Source organism: Vibrio sp. VP6 (assembly GCF_028823755.1).
Lineage (GTDB): Bacteria > Pseudomonadota > Gammaproteobacteria > Enterobacterales > Vibrionaceae > Vibrio > Vibrio parahaemolyticus.
Map to the genome: position 1 here is coordinate 1 of NZ_JAPEID010000047.1, position 17,944 is coordinate 17,944.

General features: G+C 47.1%; 15 protein-coding genes. 11 read left to right on the forward strand and 4 right to left on the reverse strand.

Annotation, left to right across the window (positions count from 1 at the left end; genetic code table 11):
• The 5 genes from vcrV to OU793_RS21225 form a co-directional block, all read left to right on the forward strand.
• Positions 1-1,775 (forward strand): type III secretion system needle tip protein VcrV (vcrV, locus tag OU793_RS21205; RefSeq protein WP_274647829.1); only part of this gene is annotated, 1,775 nt, incomplete at its 5' end.
• 12 nt (positions 1,776-1,787) lie between these two features.
• Positions 1,788-2,276, forward strand: a complete 489-nt coding sequence (gene vcrH, locus OU793_RS21210; RefSeq protein ID WP_005464462.1) for a SycD/LcrH family type III secretion system chaperone VcrH — start codon at positions 1,788-1,790, stop codon at positions 2,274-2,276.
• Between the two features lie 3 nt (positions 2,277-2,279).
• Positions 2,280-3,479: a type III secretion system translocon subunit VopB gene (gene vopB, locus OU793_RS21215; protein ID WP_024700608.1), complete on the forward strand. Its 1,200-nt coding sequence runs from the start codon at positions 2,280-2,282 to the stop codon at positions 3,477-3,479.
• Positions 3,480-3,490: 11 nt separating this feature from the next.
• Positions 3,491-4,495: a type III secretion system translocon subunit VopD gene (vopD, locus tag OU793_RS21220; RefSeq protein WP_024700609.1), complete on the forward strand. Its 1,005-nt coding sequence runs from the start codon at positions 3,491-3,493 to the stop codon at positions 4,493-4,495.
• A gap of 228 nt (positions 4,496-4,723) precedes the next feature.
• The gene (locus OU793_RS21225; RefSeq protein WP_024700610.1) at positions 4,724-5,695 is read left to right on the forward strand and encodes a TAXI family TRAP transporter solute-binding subunit; all 972 of its coding nucleotides are present in this window, start codon (positions 4,724-4,726) and stop codon (positions 5,693-5,695) included.
• Positions 5,696-5,822: 127 nt separating this feature from the next.
• On the opposite strand, the gene OU793_RS21230 is transcribed toward OU793_RS21225, so the two are convergent.
• The 4 genes from OU793_RS21230 to OU793_RS21245 form a co-directional block, all read right to left on the reverse strand.
• Positions 5,823-6,593, reverse strand: a complete 771-nt coding sequence (locus tag OU793_RS21230) for a sulfite exporter TauE/SafE family protein (RefSeq protein WP_017448977.1) — start codon at positions 6,591-6,593, stop codon at positions 5,823-5,825.
• A gap of 256 nt (positions 6,594-6,849) precedes the next feature.
• On the reverse strand, positions 6,850-8,376 hold the full coding sequence (locus OU793_RS21235) for a tripartite tricarboxylate transporter permease (protein ID WP_024700611.1): 1,527 nt from the start codon (positions 8,374-8,376) through the stop codon (positions 6,850-6,852).
• Positions 8,377-8,395: 19 nt separating this feature from the next.
• Positions 8,396-8,890 carry a tripartite tricarboxylate transporter TctB family protein gene (locus tag OU793_RS21240; RefSeq protein WP_015296786.1) on the reverse strand — a complete coding sequence of 165 codons (495 nt, stop codon included), beginning with the start codon at positions 8,888-8,890 and terminating at the stop codon, positions 8,396-8,398.
• Between the two features lie 241 nt (positions 8,891-9,131).
• Complete coding sequence (locus OU793_RS21245; protein ID WP_005464323.1) at positions 9,132-10,103, reverse strand: tripartite tricarboxylate transporter substrate binding protein; 972 nt, start codon at positions 10,101-10,103, stop codon at positions 9,132-9,134.
• A 267-nt stretch (positions 10,104-10,370) separates the two neighbouring features.
• Here OU793_RS21245 and OU793_RS21250 point away from each other — a divergent pair, with 267 nt between their 5' ends.
• The 6 genes from OU793_RS21250 (at position 10,371) to prpF (ending at position 17,915) form a co-directional block, all read left to right on the forward strand.
• Positions 10,371-10,769 (forward strand): GFA family protein, encoded by a 399-nt coding sequence (locus tag OU793_RS21250; protein WP_024700612.1) that lies wholly within the window; start codon positions 10,371-10,373, stop codon positions 10,767-10,769.
• 264 nt (positions 10,770-11,033) lie between these two features.
• A complete protein-coding gene (locus tag OU793_RS21255) occupies positions 11,034-11,747 on the forward strand; it encodes a GntR family transcriptional regulator (RefSeq protein WP_005464619.1) in 714 nt (237 codons plus the stop codon).
• Positions 11,748-11,759: 12 nt separating this feature from the next.
• Positions 11,760-12,656: a methylisocitrate lyase gene (gene prpB, locus OU793_RS21260; protein WP_023623578.1), complete on the forward strand. Its 897-nt coding sequence runs from the start codon at positions 11,760-11,762 to the stop codon at positions 12,654-12,656.
• A gap of 131 nt (positions 12,657-12,787) precedes the next feature.
• Positions 12,788-13,930, forward strand: coding sequence for a 2-methylcitrate synthase (gene prpC / locus OU793_RS21265; RefSeq protein WP_024700613.1), 1,143 nt, complete (start codon positions 12,788-12,790; stop codon positions 13,928-13,930).
• Between the two features lie 187 nt (positions 13,931-14,117).
• Positions 14,118-16,709 (forward strand): Fe/S-dependent 2-methylisocitrate dehydratase AcnD, encoded by a 2,592-nt coding sequence (gene acnD / locus OU793_RS21270; protein ID WP_024700614.1) that lies wholly within the window; start codon positions 14,118-14,120, stop codon positions 16,707-16,709.
• A gap of 9 nt (positions 16,710-16,718) precedes the next feature.
• On the forward strand, positions 16,719-17,915 hold the full coding sequence (prpF, locus tag OU793_RS21275) for a 2-methylaconitate cis-trans isomerase PrpF (RefSeq protein ID WP_024700615.1): 1,197 nt from the start codon (positions 16,719-16,721) through the stop codon (positions 17,913-17,915).
• Positions 17,916-17,944 lie beyond the last annotated feature (29 nt).

Consider the following 17,944-nt stretch of genomic DNA (forward strand, 5'->3'; position numbering starts at 1 on the left):
CCGCCGCCGCAAGCAGTACGCCACTGCAAACGTTTGGACAAAGCCTAACAGAGCAATTGACCCCAATTTTAGGTGATGCGGAAACTCAGCAGCTTGCTTCACTGATCGCGCATTTGCCAACCATTAAAGGTCAAACTGACGAACAGAGCATCGCACTTTACGTCGATACGCTGACTCAACTGAAAGAGAAAAACAGCGCATTTTCGGGTGCTGCGCTCAGCGAAAGCGCATCTATTTGGATGAAGTCGCTACAAGGCGCGAGTTCAAGCGGTGAAGTGGACGCCGCCGAACTTACGACGCAGATGAACAATGCATTGGCAAGTCAGTTCCAAACTTGGTTTGCCGACCAGCTTACGGACAAAGTGGATTCGTCATTGCCGACTCAGTTTGTGAGTCAATTTCAGCTTGGAACCGAAAGCACGCAAGCGCAGCAGATTGCAAAGTTAAGCGCTGAAGAGCTGAAATCAGCGACTGGGGATATTGCCTCATTTGTTGATGATTTGGCGCGTCAAATGAGTTCTAGCGTGGTTCGTGAGAGTGCATCTTCGTTCCTTCGTAATGCTTTTGCCCATTTGCCATCGATGAATCTGGCACAGCTCAAAGCATCTGATTTTCTGTTAACCGAAGCGAATTTTGTTACGAACGTCTCGACGCAATTGCAGAACGCTTTTAACCAGATTGGTATCACTTTAACTAAAGATGACGCGGACCAATTAGCGAAAAGAATTACGTGGACGCCAGGCATTTCTAAACAGCAGCTTAGCGAAGCGTTAAGCGAAATGGCGACGCAAGTGAAAGGTCAGTTTACTGCGGCTTACGGTGAAACCGCTGGGACTGAAAATTTACGAAAAGCGTTAGATGCCATCATCAAAAGCTCGGATTCTTTGACGCTTTCAAGCTTGTTTGCGAATTTTGCTGTAAGTCTGATTCACACCGAAATCGATGCTTTTTACAACGATAAAGCGATTGTCGATATCCAAAAAACGCAAATCTCTGCGGATCAGGTTGAGCTGATAAAAAACAATACGGAGCGAGACATCCGTTTCCAGTTTGAAAAAATGCTGAAGGGTGAGTCGACAGGCGCCTCGTTTATCGAACGTTACGAAATATTACGCAAGAACTTAGGTGCGTTGAAAGATCGTCTACTCAACATCACCGAGCAAGAGAAAAAGGATCTTGAGGTTCGCGCAGAGCACTCTTTGACGGCTCGCGATTTGTTGGCTGTCGTTGAGTCCAGTATTGGTGACCGTTTTGATGAACAAGTGCTGTTTGCATTAAACGAGCGTCGCGTAAATCGCTTGGAAAAACGTAACGAGCAAAAGGAAGCACTGCAAGATTTAACCGTGCAACTAAAAATCTTTGGTGTTGTTCAGTCGAAAATTCACTCTACGCAGAGTGTCGATGGTACTTACAAACCGGATGACAATGCTTTTAGTGCGAGCGACTTCAACTACAACTCTGTTACCGATTTTCAGAACTCGCCTGAGTATAAATACCTCACCGACAATGGCATTAGCACACACACGGATTTTCTGAAAAAACAGGGTGTAACGGTAGCTGACGGTGCGAGTTTTAAAGACGAAGAAAAAACCAAGAAACTGTCCAACTTTTCCAGTTCGGTCAGCGACAAATCCAAACTACTCAACGACGAAGTTCAAATCAAAACGACAGAGCTAAACGATATCAGCTCGCAATACAACTCGACCGTTGAAGCGATGAACAAGTTTGTTCAGAAGTACCACAGTATTTTACAAGAAATCCTACGAGCCATTTAAGGATAACCAACCATGACTAAAACAAACGCGACCGATCCATCTCAAATGCAAGCAGAAGAGCTGCTGTCTTTTCTGGAAGAGGGAGGCACGTTGAAAATGTTGCACGATGTATCGGCAGATACCATCGAACACATTTACGCGGTCGGCTACAACTTCTTCCAATCAGGAAAGATTGAACAAGCCGCCAAAGTTTTCCAACTGCTTAGCATGCTGGATCATTATCAGGCGCGATTTTTCATTGGCCTTGGTGCTGCTCGTCAGGAACTGGGTGAGTATCTGCAGGCGATTGATGCCTACAGCTACGCAGCGCTCGTGGACATTAACGATCCACGCCCACCTTTCCACTCTGCGGAATGTCACCTGAAATTGGAACAACTGACAGAAGCAGAGAGTGGGTTTTACAGCGCGAAGGAGATGTCTGCCGGTAAATCACAATATGCAGACTTGCATCAACGTGCAGGCATCATGTTAGAAGCGGTGAGAAACAAAAGGAGTAATTAGACTATGAGTTCTATTGCACTTGACCGCACTCAGACGCAGGTTTACATCCCTGAGTCTGGCCAAACTACGTTAGAGAACGTACAGAAAACGGTGTCTACTGCGACGCCTTCTGTAACGGTTGAAAACGTAAAGAGTAGAGATGCTGACACTCTGAACACAGGAAGAGTGAAAGTTCAGCTAGATGCCCCAAATGCTGCCGTGAGCGATAAAGTGACAGACTTGACGCTAAAGGCCATGGCTCAGCTGCAAAAGATCGTCGATACCATCGCAAAAGCGCTACATGCTGTTGCCGATCAGACGGGTTCGATCGCAGTTAAAATCATCGCAGGTTCTGCGGACGATTTTGAAGTGGAGCTTGCGGCGATTACAGACAAACTGAAAAGTGCTCAGAACGAGCTGAAAATTCAGGAAGTGAAAGTCGCAAAAGCCAAACATGAACAAGAAATGGCAGAGAACCAAGAGAAAATCAAGGAATCAGAAGCTGCTGCTAAAGAGGCTCAGAAATCGGGCTTAGCGGCGAAGATCTTTGGTTGGATCAGCGCGGTTGTCTCCATTGTGGTAGGTGCCATCATGGTTGCCACTGGCGTTGGCGCGGCAGCTGGCGCGCTTATGATCGCTGGTGGTGTCATGGGTGCAGTAAGCATGGCGCTGCAAGAACCAGCTGTTCAAGACGCGCTAAAAGAAGCGGGTGTGAATGTCGATGTGTTGAACAAAGTGGTGATGGCATTAGAAATTGCTGTCGCTGTCATCGGTGCTATCGTGACCTTTGGTGGCGCGGCGGCTGGTGGTATCGCGAAACTTGCCGCGAAAAGTGCCAGCAAAATTGCGCAGAAAGTGACAGATATTGCCACTAAAGCTGCAGCCAATATGGCAAAAGTTGCGGACATGGGTTCTAAAGCTGCGACAACCACAGCCAAAGCGATTCGCTACGGCGCAGAAACGGTCGACCTTACGGTTAACATTGGCAAAGGTGCAACGGACAGCGTTCACGCTGCCAACAATGCGAATGTTACGGAAATACAAGCTGATATCACGGATCTCCGCGCCAAAATGACGTTGAGTCAGGCGGTCATCGACAAGCTAAAAGAAGAAATTGGCAAGTTGATGGAAGATTTCCAAGAGCTGATGAGCATCATCATGCAAATGATTCAGGCGAAAAGTGAAACCATGCAAACGGTGTTAAGCCGTCCTGCAACGGTTTAAGGAGCGGAAGTATGTTGGATAAAATTGGTGGAACGGGTCGCGGTGAACTGTATGGTTTGGGCGACACTATCAAAACAACCAAAGCAGAAAAAACACCAGAGACCAAATTTGAAGCGGGTGCAGTAAAAAGCAACGGTGAGTCAAACGTTTCTGGTGCGGGTCGTTATCAATTAGATGGGCCGAAAGCTCCTGCGATCAGTAATCAAGCACAAGTGGTTGCGAACCTGATGGGTGAGCTTGCACCAACGATTGATCTACTGATGAGCACTACCGCGAAAGTGCTGAACGGTGAAGAAGTGATCAAATCACCTTCGGACGCGGTTTCTCAATCGCTGTCTTTGTTGACGCTGCTTTACCAAGTGTCGAAGCTAAGCCGTGAACAGCAAGTGCTTCAACGTGAAATTGCGGTTGAAGCCAACGTTGCGAGTTTGCAAAGCCAAGCGGCAGAGCTGAACAACTCTGCTAGCGCAATGATCGCGATGGCGGTTGTTTCTGGTGTGTTAGCGGGTGCTACAGCAATTATCGGTGCGCTTGGTTCTTTCAAAGCGGGTAAAGAAATTAAGACCGAGATGGCAAGCAACAACGTGCTGAAAACGCAGAAGGCGGGCTTCGATCAAGTAGAAGAGTTGATGAACAACGGTAACTTGTCAAAAACTCAACAAGATCAAGTAAAACGCGCACATTCGCTAGCGAAAGACAGCATTGCAGATACCACGGCTCAATTGACTAGCGGCGGTCGCAAGTTCGATAAACTGATGAGCTCAAACCAAGCGAAGAACGCGATTCTTCAAGCTCTTGGACAGATGGCAAACTCAGCATCGAACGTTGAACAAACTAAAGCGCAAGCTCGCAGCAAGGACGATGAAGTGCAAGCGACGCGTGCTCAAGCAGCGAAGCAAAAAGCAGATGAGAACATCGGCTTCCAAGAAGGGTTGCTTAAAGAGTTGCGTGAGCTGTTCCGTTCTATCTCTGATAGTCAGAACCAAGCGTGGCGCGCATCTATCCCGACAGTGTAATTGCGGTTTCATTTTAGTACTGACAAAGCGTTGTTTATACAACGCTTTTTTTGTGTTTAAAACGATAGAATAAAAAATACTCTTTATATATCAGATTATTATGTGGTTTTGTAAATCATTCTCTAATCGGGTGTGAGAAGTAAAGTTCAAGGATGAGAACTCAAACGTTATCAAATTGTTAACGATTGCTATACTTACACCGTCATAAACAAAGGAAAAGGACGTTCAATGTTTAAGTTAAAGCACATCGCGCTAGCTGCGTCACTTGCAGCGTTGACTGCCGGCTATTCTGTTGCCGCCGAAGAGACTTTCGTCACCATAGGTACGGGTGGTGTCACAGGTGTTTACTATCCCACGGGTGGGGCTATCTGTCGCTTGGTAAATAAATCTCGAGCAGAGCACGGCATTCGTTGTTCGGTCGAAAGTACGGGCGGTTCGATATACAACATCAACACCATTCGCGCAGGCGAGTTAGATTTGGGTATTGCGCAATCAGATTGGCAATATCACGCGTATAACGGCACCAGCCAGTTTGCTGAAAATGGTCCGTTTAAAGAGCTGCGCGCGGTATTTTCTGTTCACCCAGAACCGTTTACGGTGGTTGCCCGTCAAGATTCAAATATCAAAACGTTTGATGACTTAAAAGGTAAAAGAGTCAACATTGGTAATCCTGGCTCTGGTCAGCGAGGCACTATGGAAGTGTTGATGAAGGAATATGGTTGGAGCAACGATGACTTCAAACTGGTTTCGGAATTGAAAGCGGCAGAACAATCGAAAGCGCTTTGTGATAATAAAATCGACGCAATGGTTTACACCGTTGGTCACCCAAGTGGTGCGATTAAAGAAGCAACCACTTCGTGCGACAGTAACATCGTGACAGTCGCTGGCCCAAAAGTGGATAAGCTTATCGCCGACAACAGTTTTTACCGCGTTGCTACCGTGCCTGGCGGCATGTATCGCGGCTCGGATAACGATGTGATGACATTCGGTGTTGGTGCGACGTTTGTTTCATCTACTGCCGTACCTGAAGAGGTGGTGTATAACGTCGTGAAGGCTGTGTTTGAAAACTTCGATGATTTCCGTCGTCTTCATCCTGCGTTTGCGAATTTGAAGAAAGAAGAAATGGTAAAAGATGGTTTGTCTGCGCCACTTCATCCCGGTGCACTTAAATACTACAAAGAAGTTGGATTGATTAAGTAAGTGGTACTCCGTCTTAAAACGGTTTTCTAAACTCACTTTTTCACGTTATTTACTAAACTTCTTTTTAGAAACCTTTATCGAGAGCCGCAAAAGCGCCATTAAGTTGATGGCGCTTTTTCTGTTTGGGTTAGGCGTAAACGTCAATAAAAAAGTAAATGGTGATGATAATCGAAGAGAGAGCGACAAAGCCTTTAACGTGGCTCGGATTAAGCTGGCGAGACACACGCGCGGCGAGGTAGCCGCCAACTAATGTCCCGACCATTACCACGCTGCCTTTACTCCAATCGATAGAGCCGTTCGCAACAAAAATGACGATAGCGATGAGAGACACACACGTTGAAACCAGAAGTTTAAGCCCATTCATCAAGTTGATGTCTTGATGGCCCGCCACAACGAGGTAACTCAGAACAATCACGCCTAATCCGGCATTAAAAAATCCGCCGTATGCTGAAACGCCGACCAACAACAAACTCAATGCGATTAAGCCTATAACGCCAGCGTGTTTATGTTCTTTGGTGATGGATTTGATGATCATTGTTAACCGCGAACCTGTAAGAAACAGCACCGTAGCAAACAAAAGTAGCCAAGGAATGGCTTCCAAAAACAGTGACTCTGGCGTATTGAGAAGAAGATACGCGCCAACCGCGCCACCGACTAAGCTGAACGAAACGGTGAATAGCAGTTCTTGTTTGTTTTTCAAAATTTCTTCACGAAAGCCCACGGCACCGCTTATGTATCCCGCGCACGCCGCGTAAGTGTTGGTGGCGTTAGCCATGATGGGCGGCACGCCAACCGCCATTAGGGCGGGGAAGGTGATAAAACTCCCACCTCCTGCTATCGAATTCATGATTCCACCTACCACGCCTGCAGCAAACAACAGAGCCAATTCCAGCAGCATAAACAATCCTTGTTATGTTCTTATTGGTTATTAGAGTCTTAGATTTTGAGAACGTATGTTCTAACGTTTTATGAGATTTACTTTACATGCTCCAAAACGAAATTGTTCAGTTCCGTTGTGGTTTTGATAACGTGAACCTCTTTCTAGCGAAATTTTTCTCTTAGCCGTGATATTACTTCATCGTAGCTATATCAAAGAAAGAAAAAGCCACCGCGAGGGTGGCTTTTAGGGGCTATCAAGAAGGAGGAATCGACGATTATTGCTCAACTTTTACAGGTTGCGCTTTAAGCTTTTGAAACAGCTTCACAAACAGTGGGCTACCCAGCACTAAGACTGCCAGCACAGTAAACGTCAACGTAATCGGACGCTCCCACAAGAAGCTCAACTCACCGTCAGAAATCATCAACGCTCGGCGCAAGTTTTCTTCCATCAAGCCGCCGAGGATGAAGCCAAGCAGCAATGGTGCGAGCGGGAAGTTTGCCAGTCTAAGTGCAATGGCAGCCATCGCCACAAGTAGCATCACAAACACATCCATCGTATTGAACGAAACTAAGTACACACCTGTAATTGAGAAGAACAAAATCATAGGTAGAAGCACTGTTCTTGGAACGGCCAGTAGTTTCGAGATGTAAGGAATCAACGGCAAGTTAAGGATCACAAGCACGATGTTACCAAAGTACATTGAGATGATGACTGACCAGAAGACATCCGGGTGTTCAACAAACAGGCGAGGGCCAGGTTGAATGCCGTAGGCGATTAACGCGCCAAGCATAATAGCGGTGGTGCCTGAGCCTGGAATACCCAGCGTTAACAATGGAACGAATGAGCCACTTGATGCGGCATTGTTCGCTGATTCTGGCGCAACTAGACCACGAATGCTGCCTTTTCCGAACTCTTCTTTTTTCTCTTTTGGAGCCAAGTTGCGCTCTAAGCCGTAACTTAGGAATGCCGCGATTGTTGCGCCTGCGCCCGGAAGTACGCCAGTAAAGAAACCTAGGATAGAAGAGCGGATCGATACCGGAGCGACTTCTTTAATTTCCTCTTTGGTGACTTTCATCGAGCCGATGTTGCTCAATTTGTCTTGCTCTTCATCACGAGTATCGTTTGAAGGTTTGAGAATCCCCATTAAGGTTTCGCCCAAAGCAAACGTCGCCATTGCAAGAAGAAGGAAGCTAAAACCGTCCATCAAGTCGGTTAAACCAAAGGTGAAACGCTCGACACCAACGCCTTTATCGATACCGACTGTCGACAGCATCAAGCCAAGAATGGTCATCATCCACGCTTTAATTACCTGACCTTTACCAGCAAAAGCTGCAACGGCAGACAAGCCGAGCAACATCAACGCAAAGTAATCAGAAGATTGAAAGCTTAATGACACGTTAGCCAAGGCTGGCGCAGCCACGAGCAGCATGATGGCCGAAAGTGTGCCGCCAGTAAAAGAGGAGTAAGCGGCTAATGCTAGCGCTTTACCCGCTTGACCTTTTTGCGCCATTGGGTAACCGTCAAACGCGGTTACGACCGTTGAAGAACAACCCGGTGCGTTGATCAAAATTGAAGAGGTTGAACCACCAAATACGGCGCCGTAGTAAACACCCGCCATCAAGATGAGGCCCGATGAAGGCTCTAAACCATAAGTAATCGGGATCATCAACGCGATGGCCGAAATTGGGCCAAGACCCGGCAGCATGCCGATAAATGTGCCGACGAAGCAGCCAACAACCACCATCATGATGTTCATTGGCATCACCGCGGTGGATAAACCTTGTAGAATTCCATCTAACATAATTCAGTCCTTTCTTTGGCTACCAGATGGTGAAAATCAAACCCGGTTCGAGATAGATATCCAAACCTTGAGTGAGCAATAAATAAAAGGCGATAACGAATGGGAAAGAGGCGCCAAACAAAACGGGTTTGCGTCTTTCTCCAAGCAGATAGAAACCCGCAAGCAAAAAGAAACCTGTCGCGAGTACAAAGCCCAAGTAGGTTAGGCCCAAGCCGTAAAGGGCCATTAGCACTAAGAACGAGATCAGTAACTTCCAGTTGAAGGTTAAAACGGCGCCGCTCTTTTTGTCTGGTTGGCCAGTCACAAGAAGCAAGAGAGAAAGCCCGATGCCGATATAAGTCAGAATGGTTGGCAAGGTGCGCGCAGTAAACGGTTCATACTCATCGCCCGGAAACAGTGCGATTTGAGACGTTTGATAACCGTAGCAAAGGCAGAAGAGCAGGAAAATCATGGCGCCAACACGGTCGCGACAGAGTAGATATTCTTTGGTAAAAACGTTGGTTGAACGAGACATATTCAACTCCTAACAAGAATAAAAAAGACCGTATATGAACGTTAATGTGCAAAGTAATCCATTAACAAGTAAGCATTTCGCTGCTAGTCGATATGCTTAACAATCAATAAACAAAGGAGTGTGTATGCCGAGTGTCGACAATGTCCATATACGGTGAAACTTAGAGTGCAAATGCCGTTGGGGCGAATAGCAACTCAGGTTTTACGCTAAGTTGCTATCGGAGGGAGCCCCGGAATAACGGTTATTTCAGGAAGCCTAGCTCACGCATCAGGTCACCCATTTGCTTCTCTTGATCTTCAAGGAACGCGAAGAACGCTTTGTCCGCTTTGTAGTTGTCTATCCAACCATTGCGGTCACGAACGACTTGCCACTCGTCAGTGTTGTACATCTTAGTGAATGCGGCATTCCATTCGTCGATTTTCTTTTGGCTAACGCCCGGTGCAGCAAAGAATCCACGCCAGTTCGCAAATACCGTTTCGTTGCCGTATTCAGTTAAAGTCGGAATGTTCGGCGCGGCTTCTAAGCGTTTTGGCGCAGTGATAGCAAGTACTTTCACTTGGCCAGATTTGGACATTTCCAGTACTTCACCTAAACCTGTTGAAAGCAATTGAGTTTCGCCAGAAAGCAGGGCAGCCATTGCTTTGCCGCCCGCATCATAGCCAATGTAACGGACTTTACGCGCATCAAAGCCTTCGCCTTTAAATGCCGCCGCTATGACAAGGTGATCCATAGAACCACGCGCTGAGCCACCAGCAATCTTCACTTTGCGAGGATCGGCTTCAAACGCTTTTACAGCATCTTCCCATGTGTTGTATGGCGAGTCCGCAGAGGCAACAATCGCGCCGTAGTCTGCAACAGTTGCAGCAACAGGCGTTAGGTCACGGAAGGATTGAGGAAAAATACCGCTAAGAGAACGCACAACGATTGGTGTTGAGTTCACCATGAGCGTGTCTTCTTGGCGATCTGCCGTTTCAATTAAGTGAGCGATAGCTTTACCACCGCCGCCACCTGACAGGTTTTGAAACGACACGTTTTCTACGATGTCTGATTTTACTAACACATCACCCGTACCACGGGCGGTCATATCCCAACCGCCACCAGCGCCACCTGGGATCAAGAAGTGCATTTTTTCAATATCCGCAGCAAAAGCGTTGAATGAGAATGAAGCTGCGATGATTGAAGCGGCGAGCGTTGGTTTGATTACCTTTAACATGTTCACGTTCCTTATGTTGGCGACTCTATTTTTTGATGAGCCTTATTATTTTGCTCCGTCTTAATGCCGTGTAAGCGTTAAGGCTGAACTTTGTGTAAAGGTTAATTAACTGTTAAATGTCTGTCTTTAAAACGGAGATAAAGAGAATATTGAGCATTGCGGCTATTTTGTTCATAAAGTTCACGACGAGAAACTGGGGATAGGTCACGCGGATTTGCTTATCGGTAGGCCATAATAGGGCGACAACAAATGAATAAGGAAAGATGAATGAAAGGAACATGTTTGTGCGGCGCAATTGAAGTTATCGCAGAACCCAAGAATGAAGTGAGTCTGTGTCACTGCTCAATGTGTCGAAAATGGTCGAGTGGGGCACTTCATGCCGTGCATTGTGGCCCAGAAGTCACATTCAAAGGTGCAGAGCCAAAACGTTATCAGTCTTCAGATTGGGCTGTACGAGGTTTTTGCGGCGAGTGTGGGACGAACTTGTTTTACCATCTCTTGCCAACCAACGAATACATCCTTTCTGCTGGCTTATTCGATAATCCTGATTTTAAGTTGACGCTAGAAATCTTTACTGATGAAAAGCCGGGTTACTACGAGCTCAATACTCATTCTAAAAAGATGACAGCACAGGAAGTCTACGACCAATTTGTGCCAAAAGAGTAGCGGTTCTCGATTTTTTGCTCGGCAATTATACGTCTTTCTTTAATTATCAATAAATTAGAGTGTTTATAGTTGTCGACAATTGTTTCTTTCCATTACAAAAAACCTCTGTAAATCATTAAATCTTCCCAAATTCGTCCATTTCAAACTACGACCTTAGTCTAAATTGTCGACAATTTACTTGATTGTCGACACTTTGATCGTCTATTTTAAATTCAGGTTAAGAAATTGTAGACACTTTGATGTCGATTAAGTGAGTGCCTGAATATGAACTCTGAGTTGAAAGCTCGTTACAAAGTACTGGGTTCTGAGAAAGAACACACCAAGTCCGAAACGCTGACAGAAACATTGATCGAAGTGATCGTAAATGGTGATGTGGAACCGGGTAGCAAAATCTCGGAGCCTGAGCTAGCAAGGAAATACCAAGTCAGCCGTGGTCCGCTACGCGAAGCATTAATGCGTTTGGAAGGGCTTGGGTTGATTGAGCGTATTCCTCATGTTGGTGCAAGAGTCACGACCTTCTCTCCAGCCAAGCTGATTGAACTGTATTCGGTGCGCGAAGCTCTGGAAGGCATGGCAGCACGACTTGCAGCACGACACATTACGCAAGAAGAGTTATTAAGCTTGGAAATGCTGTTGTCGACACATTCAAAGCACATCGATCAAGTGGAAGGCGCCTCTTACTTCCATCAGCATGGTGATTTTGATTTTCACTATCGCATCATCCAAGCAAGCCGAAACAGCAAGCTGATTTCTCTGTTGTGCGACGAGCTTTACCACTTGCTGCGCATGTACCGCTATCAGTCACCTCGCGCGCAATCTCGTCCAAATGAAGCGCTGACTGAACATAAATTCATTCTGGAAGCCATTCGCAATCGCGATGAAGAACTTGCAGAAATGTTGATGAGACGACACATCTCAGGAAGTCGAAAGCTCATCCAATCGCAAATTATACATACAGAAAGTTTAGACAAAGACTAGAAGGAATTCGTCATGAGCTTAACACCGGGGGCGAAGTTCAGACTCGCCATTGAACAAAACAATCCGCTACAAATCGTCGGCACCATTAACCCATACTGCGCCATGATGGCGAAAAACCTGGGGCATCAAGCGATTTACTTGTCTGGTGGCGGTATTGCAAACGCCTCTTACGGATTGCCAGATTTGGGAATTACTACACTGAACGATGTGCTAGTCGATGTTGACCGCATTACCAATGCTTGTGATTTGCCTCTTTTGGTGGATATCGATACCGGTTTTGGTGGCGCATTCAATATTGCTCGTACGATTAAGCAGATGGAAAAAGCGGGCGCGGCTGCGGTTCACATGGAAGACCAGGTAGCGCAGAAGCGTTGTGGTCACCGTCCAAATAAAGCGATTGTCAGCCAGCAAGAGATGGTTGACCGAGTGAAGGCAGCGGTTGATGCGCGTAATGATGAAAGTTTTGTGATTATGGCACGCACAGATGCTCTTGCTGTGGAGGGCATGGACAGCGCGATTGAACGTGCGATTGCTTGTGTTGAAGCAGGTGCGGACATGATCTTCCCTGAAGCGATGAACAAGCTGGATCAATACCTACAGTTCTCAAACGCGTTAGAGCAAGCAACCGGAAAACATGTGCCTATTCTGGCCAACATTACTGAATTCGGCGCGACGCCACTGTATGGCTGTGACGAATTAGCAAAAGCGAAAGTGGACATGGTGCTTTACCCATTAAGTGCGTTCCGTGCCATGAACAAGGCCGCTGAAACGGTTTACAAACACTTACTAGAAGTAGGTAATCAGGAAGCGCTGGTTGATTCGATGCAAACACGCAAAGAGTTGTATCAACACCTGAACTACCACGACTACGAAGACAAACTTGACCAGCTATTCTCTGAAGGGAAATAGCGGGGAAAAGAAAAGATAGACGGAAGCCCAAGAAAAGATAATCGGAATTTATCTAATCCAATAACGTGAAATTCGTCTGGCTAAAAACGCTCCGAAAGAGGGCAAAGCCAGACAGAAAAGGAGTTCAAACAATGCCTCAAACTGTAGCAAAGAAAGCAGAGTTAGGTGGCGCTGGCCTGCGTGGTCAAAGCGCTGGAAGCACAGCTTTATGTACTGTCGGTAAAACGGGGACCGGTCTGACTTATCGCGGTTACGATATTACTGACCTTGCCAATAATGCTCAATTTGAAGAAGTTGCACATCTTCTGTTACGTGGTCACTTGCCGAACCAACAAGAACTTGATGCGTACAAGACACACCTACTGAGCCTTCGCGGTTTACCGACCGAGCTAAAGCAAGCTTTAGAACTGATCCCTGCAAGCGCGCACCCAATGGACGTAATGCGTACAGGTTGTTCTGTATTGGGTAACTTAGAGCAGGAAATGAGCTTTGATGAGCAACTGCAAGCGACTGAGCGCATGTTAGCCTTGTTCCCAGCCATCATCTGTTACTGGTACCGTTTTAGTCACGATGGCGTTCGTATCGACACAGAAGATCAAACCGAAGACTGCATCGGCGGTTATTTCTTGCGATTACTTACAGATAAAGAGCCATCAGCGCTACACAAGCAAGTGATGCACTGTTCATTAATTCTTTACGCAGAGCATGAGTTTAACGCATCAACCTTCGCAGCACGCGTTTGTGCATCAACATTGTCAGACATTCATTCTTGTATCACGGCTGCAATCGGTACGCTTCGTGGCCCTCTTCACGGCGGTGCAAACGAAGCAGCGATGGAGATGATTGAAGACTGGCAGACGCCGGATGAAGCCGAAGCTAACATCATGCAAATGCTGGCGAATAAAGACAAGATCATGGGCTTTGGTCATGCGATTTATCGAGAAAGCGACCCTCGCAACGCACTGATCAAACGTTGGTCTGAAGAATTGTCGAAGCATGTGGGTGACACGCATTTATACGCAGTATCTGAGCGTGTTGAATCGGTGATGAAGCGTGAGAAAGGCTTGTTCTGTAATGCGGACTTTTTCCATGCATCGGCGTACCACTTCATGGACATTCCGACCAAACTGTTCACACCGATTTTCGTGATGAGCCGTTTAACTGGTTGGGCTGCACACGTGTATGAACAACGCGCAAATAACCGCATTATTCGTCCAAGCGCGGACTACACAGGTCCAGACCATCAGGAATGGGTACCTATCGAAAAACGCTAGCGCGTAACTCCTTCCTCTATGTGATTCTCTCCTCATAGGGGAAGGAGTACTTCTCGTCACAAACATTACTAGAGCGACTACATCTCAATAAGTTCTCCAATCAAGTTCTCCAAACTGCTTTGCTAGAGTAGCGTTTCTAGAGTGATGGGGAGAAGGCCAAGATGTACAGATTGAATGGAAGCAAACCATGAGCACAAATATTAATACCCAATTCCGTAAGTCGCTTCCGGGGACTCAACTTGATTACTTTGATGCCCGCGAAGCCGTAAACTCTATCTCTCCTGGAGCCTATGAAACGCTCCCTTATACCTCTCGCGTTCTTGCCGAACAGCTCGTACGCCGCTGCGATCCAAGCGTATTAACAGACAGCCTGAAGCAGCTCATCGAACGCAAACGTGATCTTGATTTTCCATGGTATCCAGCACGTGTTGTTTGTCATGACATTCTAGGTCAGACAGCTCTTGTTGACTTAGCCGGTTTACGTGATGCGATTGCCGATCAGGGCGGTGACCCGTCTAAAGTGAATCCAGTGGTTGAAACCCAGCTTATCGTTGACCACTCGCTTGCGGTAGAACACGCAGGTTTTGATCCAGACGCATTCGAGAAAAACCGCGCGATTGAAGAGCGCCGCAACGAAGACCGATTCCACTTTATAGAGTGGTGTAAAACGGCTTTTGAAAACGTCAGCGTGATTCCTGCGGGTAACGGCATCATGCACCAAATCAACCTGGAGAAAATGTCTCCGGTTGTACAGGCGAAGCAGGGTATTGCTTACCCAGATACGTGTGTTGGTACAGACAGTCATACGCCTCATGTTGATGCACTGGGCGTTATCGCGATTGGTGTTGGTGGTCTGGAAGCCGAAACCGTGATGCTTGGCCGCCCGTCAATGATGCGTCTACCAGACATCGTGGGTGTGAAACTGACTGGGAAACGTCAACCGGGTATTACCGCAACGGATATCGTTCTGGCGATTACAGAGTTCTTACGTAATGAGCGTGTTGTTTCTTCATATCTTGAATTCTTCGGTGAGGGTGCTCGCGACCTAACAATTGGTGACCGTGCAACCATCTCCAATATGACACCAGAATACGGTGCAACCGCGGGTATGTTCTACATCGATGAGCAGACTATCAACTACCTAAAACTGACTGGTCGTGACGAACAGCAAGTTGACTTAGTTGAGAAATACGCAAAGCAAACCGGACTTTGGGCAGACGATCTTGATACAGCGGTTTACGAGCGCGTACTTGAGTTCGATTTGTCATCGGTCAGCCGTAACATGGCTGGTCCTTCAAACCCGCACCGCCGTTTGCCAACTTCTGAGCTGGCACAACGTGGTATATCTGGTGCTTGGGAAGAGAAAGAAGGCGAACTGCCAGACGGTGCAGTTATCATTGCTGCTATCACATCATGTACAAACACCAGTAACCCAAGGAACGTGGTTGCTGCAGGCCTTGTCGCGAAGAAAGCCAATGAGCTCGGCCTTGTACGTAAACCTTGGGTGAAGTCGTCTTTTGCTCCTGGTTCTAAGGTCGCTCGTCTTTACCTGGAAGAAGCGGGCTTATTACCAGAGTTAGAAAAGCTTGGTTTTGGTATCGTCGGTTACGCATGTACCACATGTAACGGTATGAGTGGTGCGTTGGATCCAAAAATCCAACAAGAGATCATTGACCGCGATTTGTACGCGACAGCCGTTCTGTCTGGTAACCGTAACTTTGATGGCCGAATCCATCCTTATGCGAAGCAAGCTTTCTTGGCTTCACCACCATTGGTTGTCGCTTATGCGCTAGCGGGTACGATTCGTTTTGATATCGAGCGTGATGCATTGGGTACTGACCAAAACGGTAAACCAATTTACTTAAATGATTTGTGGCCAAGCGACGAAGAGATCGATGCAGTTGTAGGCAAACATGTTAAACCAGAACAGTTTAACCAAGTTTATATCCAGATGTTTAAGCTCGATGATGCAGAGAAAAGTGCTAACCCGCTTTACGATTGGCGTCCGATGAGTACCTACATTCGCCGTCCTCCTTACTGGGAAGGTGCGTTGGCCGGAGAAAGAACGCTGTCTGGCATGCGTCCGTTAGCAGTTCTGGGCGACAACATCACAACAGACCACTTATCACCATCCAACGCGATCATGGCGAGCAGCGCGGCGGGTGAATACCTTGCCAAAATGGGTGTACCGGAAGAGGACTTCAACTCTTACGCGACTCACCGTGGCGATCACTTAACGGCGCAACGTGCGACCTTTGCTAACCCGAAACTATTTAACGAAATGGTGAAAGAGAACGGTGAAGTGGTTCAGGGTTCTCTGGCGCGAATCGAGCCAGAAGGTCAGGTTGTACGCATGTGGGAAGCGATTGAAACCTACATGAACCGCAAACAACCACTGATTGTTGTCGCGGGTGCAGATTATGGTCAGGGTTCATCTCGTGACTGGGCGGCAAAAGGCGTTCGATTGGCTGGTGTAGAAGCTATCGTTGCAGAAGGTTTTGAGCGTATTCACCGTACCAACTTGGTTGGCATGGGCGTGTTGCCACTGCAATTTAAGCCGGGTGTGAATCGCAATACATTAGAACTGGATGGTACTGAACTGTATGACGTGGTTGGTGAAATCAAGCCGGGTGCAGATTTAGCTTTGGTTATCACACGTAGCAACGGTGAGAAAGTCGACGTTCCGGTTACTTGTCGCTTAGATACCGCTGACGAAGTGCACGTGTATAACGCAGGTGGTGTACTGCAGCGTTTTGCTCAAGATTTTTTGGCGCAATAAGGAGTAATTATGGAAAACAGTACTCCTAACAAAATGAGCCAAATCAAAGTGCCTGCGACGTACATGCGTGGCGGCACGAGTAAAGGTGTCTTTTTCAACCTTGAAGATTTGCCACCAGAGGCGCAAGTGGCGGGGGAAGCGCGTGACAAACTGTTGTTGCGTGTCATCGGCAGCCCGGATCCTTACGCTAAACAAATCGACGGAATGGGCGGCGCGACGTCAAGTACAAGCAAAACGGTGATTGTTTCTCGCAGTAGCCGTGACGACCACGATGTTGACTACTTGTTCGGACAAGTATCCATTGATAAGCCATTCGTAGACTGGAGTGGTAACTGCGGTAACTTGTCTGCCGCTATCGGGCCTTTTGCTATTCATGCTGGCCTGATCCCACAAGATCGTATTCCGGAAAATGGAATTGTGACTGTACGTGTCTGGCAGGTGAATATCAGCAAAACGATTTTAGTTCATGTGCCGATTGTGAACGGATTCGTACAAGAGACCGGAGAATTTGAACTTGATGGTGTGACGTTCCCGGCCGCTGAAATTCAAGTCGACTTTGTTGACCCGGCAGATGGGGAAGGCAGCATGTTCCCAACTGGCAATTTAGTCGATGATTTGGTGGTACCTGATGTGGGGACGTTTAACGTTACCTTCATCAATGCGGGTATTCCAACCATCTTCATTGATGCAGAGTCGATCGGATATCAGGGTACTGAACTACAAGATGACATCAACAATGATGATGTAGCATTAGCGATGTTTGAATCTATCCGTGCACATGGCGCATTAAAAATGGGTCTGATTACTGAACTTGAAGAAGCTCAGACTCGCCAGCACACACCAAAAATCGCGTTTGTATCCAAGTCAAAAAGTTACCAGTCCTCAAGCGGTAAAGCGGTAAATGAGTCGGAAATTGATGTGCTGGTACGTGCGTTATCGATGGGCAAACTTCATCATGCGATGATGGGAACGGCAGCCGTTGCGATTGCTTCGGCGGCCTGTGTTCCGGGAACATTAGTCAATCTGGCTGCTGGTGGCGGCGAAAAAGAGTCAGTGACTTTTGGTCATCCGTCAGGGACGCTAAAAGTCGGTGCAAAAGCGAAGCAAACCGAACAAGGCTGGGTGGTACAAAAAGCCATCATGAGCCGAAGTGCGAGAATACTAATGGAGGGATTTGTGCGTGTACCCTCTGATGTCTTTGAATAAAAGGAACGGTCTTTAAATAGAACGAGATC

Bases quoted from the DNA above. Each gene is read 5' to 3' on its own strand.
- vopB (WP_024700608.1), top strand. From the start codon at position 2,280: ATGAGTTCTATTGCACTTGACCGCACTCAGACGCAGGTTTACATCCCT.
- OU793_RS21230 (WP_017448977.1), bottom strand. From the start codon at position 6,593: ATGCTGCTGGAATTGGCTCTGTTGTTTGCTGCAGGCGTGGTAGGTGGA.
- acnD (WP_024700614.1), top strand. From the start codon at position 14,118: ATGAGCACAAATATTAATACCCAATTCCGTAAGTCGCTTCCGGGGACT.
- vcrH (WP_005464462.1), top strand. From the start codon at position 1,788: ATGACTAAAACAAACGCGACCGATCCATCTCAAATGCAAGCAGAAGAG.
- OU793_RS21225 (WP_024700610.1), top strand. From the start codon at position 4,724: ATGTTTAAGTTAAAGCACATCGCGCTAGCTGCGTCACTTGCAGCGTTG.
- OU793_RS21255 (WP_005464619.1), top strand. From the start codon at position 11,034: ATGAACTCTGAGTTGAAAGCTCGTTACAAAGTACTGGGTTCTGAGAAA.
- OU793_RS21245 (WP_005464323.1), bottom strand. From the start codon at position 10,103: ATGTTAAAGGTAATCAAACCAACGCTCGCCGCTTCAATCATCGCAGCT.
- vopD (WP_024700609.1), top strand. From the start codon at position 3,491: ATGTTGGATAAAATTGGTGGAACGGGTCGCGGTGAACTGTATGGTTTG.
- OU793_RS21240 (WP_015296786.1), bottom strand. From the start codon at position 8,890: ATGTCTCGTTCAACCAACGTTTTTACCAAAGAATATCTACTCTGTCGC.
- prpF (WP_024700615.1), top strand. From the start codon at position 16,719: ATGGAAAACAGTACTCCTAACAAAATGAGCCAAATCAAAGTGCCTGCG.
- prpC (WP_024700613.1), top strand. From the start codon at position 12,788: ATGCCTCAAACTGTAGCAAAGAAAGCAGAGTTAGGTGGCGCTGGCCTG.
- OU793_RS21235 (WP_024700611.1), bottom strand. From the start codon at position 8,376: ATGTTAGATGGAATTCTACAAGGTTTATCCACCGCGGTGATGCCAATG.
- prpB (WP_023623578.1), top strand. From the start codon at position 11,760: ATGAGCTTAACACCGGGGGCGAAGTTCAGACTCGCCATTGAACAAAAC.
- OU793_RS21250 (WP_024700612.1), top strand. From the start codon at position 10,371: ATGAAAGGAACATGTTTGTGCGGCGCAATTGAAGTTATCGCAGAACCC.